Source organism: Streptomyces sp. NPDC033136, from assembly GCF_055578235.1.
Genome location: NZ_JBVIPD010000006.1, coordinates 35853 through 43748, shown reverse-complemented (window position 1 = coordinate 43748; position 7896 = coordinate 35853). Strand labels below are relative to the sequence as shown.

General features: G+C 71.7%; 5 protein-coding genes and 3 pseudogenes. 4 read left to right on the top strand and 4 right to left on the bottom strand.

Annotated features, from left to right (window positions below; translation table 11 throughout):
- Window positions 1-185 precede the first annotated feature (185 nt).
- Window positions 186-1757, top strand: a pseudogene (ctaD, locus tag ACZ5TL_RS13035) (aa3-type cytochrome oxidase subunit I); the annotation flags it as partial.
- On the opposite strand, the gene ACZ5TL_RS13030 reads toward ctaD, so the two are convergent.
- On the bottom strand, window positions 1756-2796 hold the full coding sequence (locus tag ACZ5TL_RS13030; protein ID WP_468589602.1) for a helix-turn-helix transcriptional regulator: 1041 nt from the start codon (window positions 2794-2796) through the stop codon (window positions 1756-1758). The pseudogene ctaD and the gene ACZ5TL_RS13030 sit on opposite strands and share 2 nt — an antisense overlap.
- Window positions 2797-2834: 38 nt before the next feature.
- Window positions 2835-3239, bottom strand: a pseudogene (locus ACZ5TL_RS13025) (ABC transporter substrate-binding protein); the annotation flags it as partial.
- Here ACZ5TL_RS13025 and ACZ5TL_RS13020 point away from each other — a divergent pair.
- A pseudogene (locus tag ACZ5TL_RS13020) lies at window positions 3230-3702 on the top strand (ATP-binding cassette domain-containing protein); the annotation flags it as partial. The pseudogenes ACZ5TL_RS13025 and ACZ5TL_RS13020 overlap by 10 nt on opposite strands.
- A gap of 72 nt (window positions 3703-3774) precedes the next feature.
- On the opposite strand, the gene ACZ5TL_RS13015 reads toward ACZ5TL_RS13020, so the two are convergent.
- Window positions 3775-4443, bottom strand: coding sequence for a LysM peptidoglycan-binding domain-containing protein (locus tag ACZ5TL_RS13015; protein ID WP_468589601.1), 669 nt, complete (start codon window positions 4441-4443; stop codon window positions 3775-3777).
- Between the two features lie 544 nt (window positions 4444-4987).
- Here ACZ5TL_RS13015 and ACZ5TL_RS13010 point away from each other — a divergent pair.
- Together ACZ5TL_RS13010 and ACZ5TL_RS13005 are read left to right on the top strand one after the other, a co-directional pair.
- Window positions 4988-5797, top strand: coding sequence for a hypothetical protein (locus ACZ5TL_RS13010; RefSeq protein ID WP_468589600.1), 810 nt, complete (start codon window positions 4988-4990; stop codon window positions 5795-5797).
- Window positions 5798-5883: 86 nt separating this feature from the next.
- Entirely contained in the window at window positions 5884-6273 is a 390-nt protein-coding gene (locus ACZ5TL_RS13005; RefSeq protein ID WP_468589598.1) for a hypothetical protein, read from the top strand.
- Window positions 6274-6335: 62 nt separating this feature from the next.
- Here the strand turns inward: ACZ5TL_RS13005 and der are convergent, their stop codons facing one another.
- Window positions 6336-7829 carry a ribosome biogenesis GTPase Der gene (der, locus tag ACZ5TL_RS13000; protein ID WP_468589597.1) on the bottom strand — a complete coding sequence of 498 codons (1494 nt, stop codon included), beginning with the start codon at window positions 7827-7829 and terminating at the stop codon, window positions 6336-6338.
- Window positions 7830-7896: the final 67 nt, after the last annotated feature.

Genomic DNA, 7896 nt, shown 5'->3' with positions numbered 1-7896 from the left:
GCACCCCGCAATTCCGGTGCGGCACCGGTGCCGCACCGGAATTGCGGGGTGCGGGCCCGGAGGGGCCGGTACTCCCCCTGTGGGAGCGCACGGTGACGCGAGCACCATCGCGTGAGCTCGCGGGGACACGTGAGGCGCGGGCTGCGGCGGGCCCGGCACGCGAGGAGCGAAGGGGCGAGCGAGCGATGGGGACGCAGACCGTACAGGCGACGGCGCCGCACGCGCCGAGGACGCGGCACGGGCGGGTGGTGGCCGACTGGCTCACGACTACGGACCACAAGAAGATCGGCCACCTCTACCTGATCACGTCGTTCGTGTTCTTCCTGGTCGCCGGAGTGATGGCGCTGCTGATGCGCGCCGAGCTGGCCCGCCCCGGACTCCAGATCATCAACAACGAGCAGTTCAACCAGGCCTTCACGCTGCACGGCACGATCATGCTGCTGTTGTTCGCGACGCCGACCTTCGCGGGCTTCGCGAACGAGCTGATGCCGCTGCAGATCGGCGCGCCCGACGTCGCCTTCCCGCGACTGAACATGCTCTCGTACTGGCTGTTCCTGTTCGGCGGGCTGATCGTGCTCGGCTCACTGCTGGTACCCACCGGACCGGCCGACTTCGGCTGGTTCGCCTACGCGCCGCTCAACAGCGCGGAGCGCACACCGGGCGTCGGGGCCGATCTGTGGATCATGGGCCTCGCGCTGTCCGGCTTCGGCACGATCCTCGGCGCGGTCAACTTCATCACCACCATCATCGGGATGCGCGCCCCCGGCATGACGATGTTCCGGATGCCGCTTTTCACCTGGAACACGCTGTTCACGTCGATCCTGATCCTGATGGCGTTCCCGGTGCTCGCGGCGGCACTGCTGGTGCTGGAGGCGGACCGGCGGTTCGGCTCCCAGGTCTTCGACGCGGCCAACGGCGGGGCGATCCTGTGGCAGCACCTGTTCTGGTTCTTCGGCCATCCCGAGGTGTACATCATCGCGCTGCCGTTCTTCGGCATCATCACGGAGATCATCCCGGTCTTCAGCCGCAAGCCGCTGTTCGGCTACCTGACGCTGGTCGGCGCGACGATGGCGATCACCGGCCTGTCGATGGTGGTGTGGGCGCACCACATGTTCGCGACGGGCGCGGTACTGCTGCCGTTCTTCTCCTTCATGAGCTTCCTGATCGCGGTGCCGACCGGCGTGAAGTTCTTCAACTGGACCGGCACCATGCTCAAGGGCTCGCTCTCCTTCGAGACGCCGATGCTGTGGGCGACGGGCTTCCTGGTGACGTTCCTGTTCGGCGGGCTGACCGGGGTGATCCTGGCGTCGCCGCCGCTGGACTTCCACGTGACGGACTCGTACTTCGTGGTCGCGCACTTCCACTACGTCGTCTTCGGCACGGTCGTCTTCGCGATCTTCGCCGGCTTCTTCTTCTGGTGGCCGAAGTTCACCGGGAAGATGCTCGACGAGCGGCTCGGCAAGATCCAGTTCTGGACGCTCTTCACCGGCTTCCACACCACGTTCCTGGTGCAGCACTGGCTGGGCGCCGAGGGCATGCCCCGCCGGTACGCCGACTACCTCGCGGCGGACGGGTTCACAGCGCTCAACACCGTGTCGACGATCGGCGCGTTCCTGCTCGGCCTGTCGACGCTGCCGTTCCTCTACAACGTGTGGAAGACCGCCAGGTACGGCGAGAGGGTCGAGGTCGACGACCCGTGGGGCTACGGCCGTTCCCTGGAGTGGGCGACCTCCTGCCCGCCGCCCCGGCACAACTTCACGACGCTGCCCCGGATCCGCTCGGAGTCGCCGGCGTTCGACCTGCACCACCCGCAGTACGCGGAGGTGACTGCGCAGCCCGAGCCAAGGCCGCATCAAGCCGGTCGCGAGTCCTCCTGATCGCCTCGATCAGCCCCTCGGGCTCCAGCACCTCGAACTCGAAGCCCAGCATCACCACGTGGATGACCATCACGTCGAGGCTGCCGGCGCCGCAGCGCAGCAGGCAGGTGTCCGGGCTCTCGGCCTCCAGCACCCCGGCGGAGGGCGAGATGCGTGCGGCCGCCTCCTCCAGGGGCACCAGGAGCCGCACGACGGCATGGGTGGCGTACGCGCGCGTGGACACGCCCCGGGAGACGTAGGCGGCCAGGTCCTCGGCGGGCGGCTCGCGCGGCACGAAGCGCGGGCCGTGCGGCGGCCTGGGCGTGATGCGGTCCGCGCGGAACGTGCGCCAGTCCTCACGGTCGAGGTCCCAGGCGACCAGGTACCAGCGGCGCTCGGTGCAGACCAGCCGGTACGGTTCGACGCTGCGGCGGGAGGTGGTGCCGTCGTGGCCCTGGTACTCGAAGCGCAGCCGTTCGGCGTCCCGGCACAGGTGAGCGAGTTCGGTGAGCACGACCGGGTCGACGGCGGAGGGCACCGGGCCGCGCAGCATCGGCACGGTGTAGGCGTTGAGGGCGCCCACCCGGCGGCGCAGCCGGTCGGGCAGCACCTGCTCCAGCTTGGCGAGGGCCCGTACCGAGGTCTCGCCGATGCCGTCGATGCCCTGCCCGGCGGCCGTGCGCAGTCCGACGGCGACGGCGACGGCCTCGTCGTCGTCCAGGAGCAGCGGCGGCAGTTCGGCCCCGGCGCCCAGCTGGTAGCCGCCGCCCGTGCCGGGGCTGGCGTTGACCGGGTAGCCCAGCTCGCGCAGCCGGTCCACGTCCCGGCGCAGGGTGCGGGCGCTCACTCCGAGCCGGCCGGCCAGGTCGGCGCCGGACCACTCGCGGTGGGCCTGGAGCAGGGACAGCAGACGCAGCAGGCGGGCCGAGGTCTCCAACATGGGGCGAGTCTGCCAGGCCTTGCGGACAGCCACTGTCCTCAAGGCTCGTAGGCCAGTTGCGGTACGTCGAAGCAGGTGCGGTTCATGTCCCCCTGGCCGACCCAGCCCTTCCCGTCCTGCCAGCGGGCCACCGACAGGCAGGTCCCCCTGGTCTTCGGCGGTTCGGCCGACCGCGTGAACTCGACGGGGAGCAGCAGGCCGCCGGCTGTGTAGCACTCGCTGCGGTGCACGGCGGCGTCGACGCACGCGCGCGTGATGCCCGTCCCCGCGCAGGACCGCGCGGCGTCCGTGAACCAGCGGGCGGCGGCCCAGCCCTCCAGCTGCCACTGGGAGTGCGTCTTCAGCTCCTTCGTCGCCTCGCGGAACTCCCGTACGGCCGGGTGGCCGGTGTCGTCGAAGTTGCGGCTGGAGCCGGTGGCCCAGAGGGCGTTGCGGCGCGGTGGTGTGGGACGGCGCGGACGTGACCCGCGTGCCGGCGTACGTCCGTGCCCGGCGCGGGCTGTGCCTGGTTCCGGAGCGGCAGGCCGTGTTCGGCTCGCTCACCGTGCGCGAGAACCTCGACCTCGCCGGCCACGGCCACGGCCACGGCTCGGCCCTCGACGCCTACCCGCAGCTGCGTCCCCTGCTGGACCGGCGCGCCGGCACTCTCTCCGGCGGGGAGCAGCGCATGCTCGCCGTCTCCCGGGCCCTGCCGGCACGCGCGCAGTGCTCGCCAACGAGCCCGCCCAGGGCATGTCGCCCTCGGTCGCGGCCCGCACGTACGAGCTGCTGAGCACGCTCGACGCGTGCGTGGTGATCGCCGAGCAGCGGCTGCCGCCCGCCCTGCGGGACCGGCCCGCGATCGTCTACGAACTGCGCCGGGGGACGGTCGTGTTCGCCGGCGAGACGGGCGAGCTCCCCCGCTGACCCGGCACGCCGGGACCCCGCCCGGTCGTCCGACCGGACGGGGCCCGTGTCCCGGCGAGGGGGAGCAGCGGCTCAGACGTCGAGGCGCAGGCCGGGCACGATCACGTCGGGATCACCGCCGATGGCGGCCTTGTTGGCGGCGTACAGGCGCTGCCACGTGGTCCCGTACCGGGCGGCGACGCCGCTCAGGGTGTCGCCCTCGCGGACGGTGTAGTCGCCGCGGGACGAGCCGCGGTCCGCGTGTTCCGCGGCACGCGCCGGCGCCTTCGAGGGCTTCGATGACTTCAGCGGCTTCGACGGCTTCGACGGCTTCGACGGGGCGGACTCGGGGGAGGTGACGGGGCCGGCGGCGGGTGCGCTGCCGCTCGCCCCGGCGCGTGCCGAGCAGGTCGGCCAGGCGCCCCATCCCTGGGCGCGCTGGACCTTGGTGGCGACGGCGATCTGCTGGGACCTGGTCGCCCGGTCGGCGGTGGCCGCGTAGGCCGTGCCGCCATAGGCGCGCCAGGTGGAGGCGGCGAACTGGAGTCCGCCGTAGTAGCCGTTGCCTGTGTTGATGTGCCAGTTGCCGCCGCTCTCGCACTGGGCGATGCGGTCCCACACTCCACTGTCGGCCGCCGCGGCGTTTCCGGTCGCGGCCAGCAGTCCGAGAGGCGCGAGCAGTGCCGCCCCGGTGAGGACCGCCGTCGTACGAACCTGGTTCTTCCGAGCGTTGTCGCGAGCGCTGTAGGCACATTCGGACATGTAGTTCCCTCTCGACGCACTCGGGGTCCCCCGAGGCGGAACGCCGCTCCCGTGCCAAGGGGCACGTGGGCCGCGCTCGCCCCGTCCGCCGGTGTGGTGCTGCGCCCGGTTCCGGAGAACCGGGCGGCCGGCGGACGTACCCGAGCGGTGCTCGATGCACACGGCGGAGGAATCTAAGGAGGGTGACGGTCCGGCATCAACCAGTTCCCCGTCGGGGCAGGCCAGTTCGCCAATACCTCGGGTAACGGCTATTTCCGGACACCCACTTCATTCGCGGATTTCCTGATTTGTCGACCACCATGCCTGGCGATCTGTGACCCACCTCACCCATCCAACGGCCGTCGCAGAGCGGCCAGTTGACCGTGAGTGCGCGATTCCGGACCGAGCGTGACCCTGTGCGCTGGATGGTTCGATTCCGTTCGCTCCAGGGCGTGACTCCCGCCACAGATCACCCGTTGTCTCCTTCATGAGCCGGGGCCCACCCGGACCACGGGCCGGGAGCCACCCGGCCTCGCCACGCAACGCATCCCCGAGGGAGCCACCCGTGCCGCGCATGCTCGACGTCAGCGACGAGGTACGCGCCGAGATCGGCGACGAAGAAGCCGACCGCCTGCTCGCCGGAGAGACCGCCCCGGGCAGTTACGACTGCACGTCCTGCCGCACTCCGGGCGACTCCGCACAGGAGAGCACCAGCACCGTCCTGTTCATCGGGGACGAGACCGCCGTCCTCGCCTTCGCCCACGCGGGCTGCCTGCCCTCGCAGGTCGTCCAGGTCACCGAGGAGCAGCTGCGGGGCGCCGTGAAGTCCATCACCGGCGGCACCGACGGCACGGGGGGCATCGGCGACACCGGCGCCCTGGAGCCCGACAAGGTGGTGCCCGAGCAGGCGGTGCTCGGCGTGACCAGCGGACTGGTCCTGATCGGCGGGGAGTTGCACCCGGCCCTGGTGGTGGAACCGACCGCGCCCATCGCCCGGCCCGGCACGACCGGCGCCGGCGACGACTTCCTGCCGCTGCTCATCGAGCAGGGCTTCATGCCGCTGTCCGAGCTGTCCGCCGTACCGCCGGTGCTGCACGGCTGGTCGGTGCTGCTCGCCGTGGGCCAGCTGCACGCGGTGCTCCAGCCGGGGAGCAACGGCGGCCGGCCGGTGGCCTGGTGGCAGGCACACCAGCCGCTCCAGGTCACCGAGGGCTGGCGCGCGGCCGCCAACAAGCACCAGCAGGTGCTGATGCTCGCCGCGCCCGTCGGCACGATCGGCCGCCAGCCGCGCGAGGACCTCCTGCGGGACGCACTGGACAAGGCGGCGGCGAACGGGCGGCTGGTCGGCGCGGCGCTGCCGCTGGCGGGTACCTGAGCCGCGTGTCACCCGGGCGGGCAGCACCCCCGCGAAAGCCGTAACCGGGGCCGCATCCCTTGACCCGCGGGGTCGTTTGGACATACGTGCACGCATACGAGGTTCCCCGCCGCCAGTCCTTCTCGTCGATCCCTTCCGCGCGGTCGGCTCAGGACACCCAGGGCGGCCCATCGGCCACGCCGATCTACGACGCGCTCTACGCCGAGTACGTCAGGTCCTTCCGCGCGCTGCCCGGCGACCGCAGCGGCGAGGAGAAACTGGGCTTCACCGCGTTCGGGAGCATCCCGCACAGTACGGGCACGTACAGCAGTTCGCACAGCAGCTCGTACAGTGCGTACAGCGCGGGGGCGCAGAGCGCCCGGCACGCCGCCGGGCAGCAGCCGCAGTGGCAGCGTGTCGGAAGCATCGGCTCGCCCGGCACGGGGATGCACTACGTGCCGGCCGCGCTGCCGCCGGGACGCCGCGGCGGCGGCTGAGCGAGCACGCAGACAGTGGAGGGGCGGTCCCGGTCGGGGCCGCCCCTCCACTGTCTGCTGCGCTACTTCTTCTTGCCGCGCTTCTCGCGCACCCGCACCGAGATGTGGATCGGCGTCCCCTCAAAACCGAACTCCTCGCGCAGGCGGCGCTCGATGAAGCGCCGGTAGCCCGCCTCGATGAAGCCGGAGGCGAACAGCACGAACCGCGGCGGCCTGGTGCCCGCCTGCGTGCCGAACAGGATGCGCGGCTGCTTGCCACCCCGCACCGGGTGCGGGTGGGCAGCGACCAGTTCGCCGAGGAAGGCGTTCAGCCGGCCCGTGGGGACCCGGGTCTCCCAGCCCGCCAGCGCCGTCTCGATCGCCGGGACCAGCTTCTCCATGTGACGCCCGGTGCGCGCCGAGACGTTCACCCTCGGCGCCCACGCCACCTGGCCCAGCTCGGTATCGATCTCGCGCTCCAGGTAGTAACGGCGCTCCTCGTCGAGGGTGTCCCACTTGTTGTAGGCGAGGACGATCGCGCGGCCCGCCTCGACGGCCATGGTGACGATCCGCTGGTCCTGCACCGAGATGGATTCGGAGCCGTCGATCAGGATGACCGCGACCTCCGCCTTCTCGACGGCGGCGGCGGTGCGCAGCGAGGCGTAGTAGTCGGCGCCCTGCTGGAGGTGGACGCGCTTGCGGATGCCCGCCGTGTCGACGAACTTCCAGGTGACGCCGCCGAGCTCGATCAGCTCGTCGACCGGGTCGCGGGTGGTGCCCGCCAGCTCGTTGACGACGACGCGCTCCTCGCCCGCCACCTTGTTCAGCAGCGAGGACTTGCCGACGTTCGGGCGGCCGATCAGGGCGATGCGGCGCGGGCCGCCGATGCCGCCCCCGCCGAACGTCTCGCGCGGCGCCTCCGGCAGCACCTCCAGGACCTGGTCGAGCATGTCGCCGGTGCCCCGGCCGTGCAACGCGGAGACCGGGTACGGCTCCCCCAGGCCCAGCGACCACAGGTACGCCGCATCGGCCTCGCCGCTCGGGCCGTCGACCTTGTTGGCGCACAGCACCACGGGCTTGCCCGCCTTGCGCAGCAGCCGCACCACGGCCTCGTCGGTGTCGGTCGCGCCGACCTTGGCGTCGACGACGAAGACGACGGCGTCGGCGGCCTCGATGGCGTACTCGGCCTGGGCGGCCACGGAGGCGTCGATACCGAGGACGTCCTGCTCCCAGCCGCCGGTGTCGACGACCTTGAAGCGGCGGCCCGCCCACTCGGCCTCGTAGGTCACACGGTCGCGGGTGACGCCCGGCTTGTCCTCGACGACGGCCTCGCGGCGCCCGATGATGCGGTTCACCAGGGTCGACTTGCCGACATTGGGGCGGCCGACGACGGCGAGCACGGGCAGCGGGCCGTGGCCCGCCGCCTCGATGGCGCCCTCGACGTCCTCGACGTCGAAACCCTCCTCCGCGGCGAGCTCCATGAACTCCGCGTACTCGGCGTCGCCGAGCGCCCCGTGGTCGTGCTCGTGCGCGCCCTCGTACGCGTCCGAGCCGTCGGGCTGGATGTGGTCGTTCATGAAGTCCGTACCTCGTCGTTCATCGTGGTGGTCGGTGGAGTACCCGCTCGGATGCGGGCTGATCCAC

Bases quoted from the DNA above. Each gene is read 5' to 3' on its own strand.
- ACZ5TL_RS13030 (WP_468589602.1), bottom strand. From the start codon at position 2,796: ATGTTGGAGACCTCGGCCCGCCTGCTGCGTCTGCTGTCCCTGCTCCAG.
- ACZ5TL_RS13015 (WP_468589601.1), bottom strand. From the start codon at position 4,443: ATGTCCGAATGTGCCTACAGCGCTCGCGACAACGCTCGGAAGAACCAG.
- der (WP_468589597.1), bottom strand. From the start codon at position 7,829: ATGAACGACCACATCCAGCCCGACGGCTCGGACGCGTACGAGGGCGCG.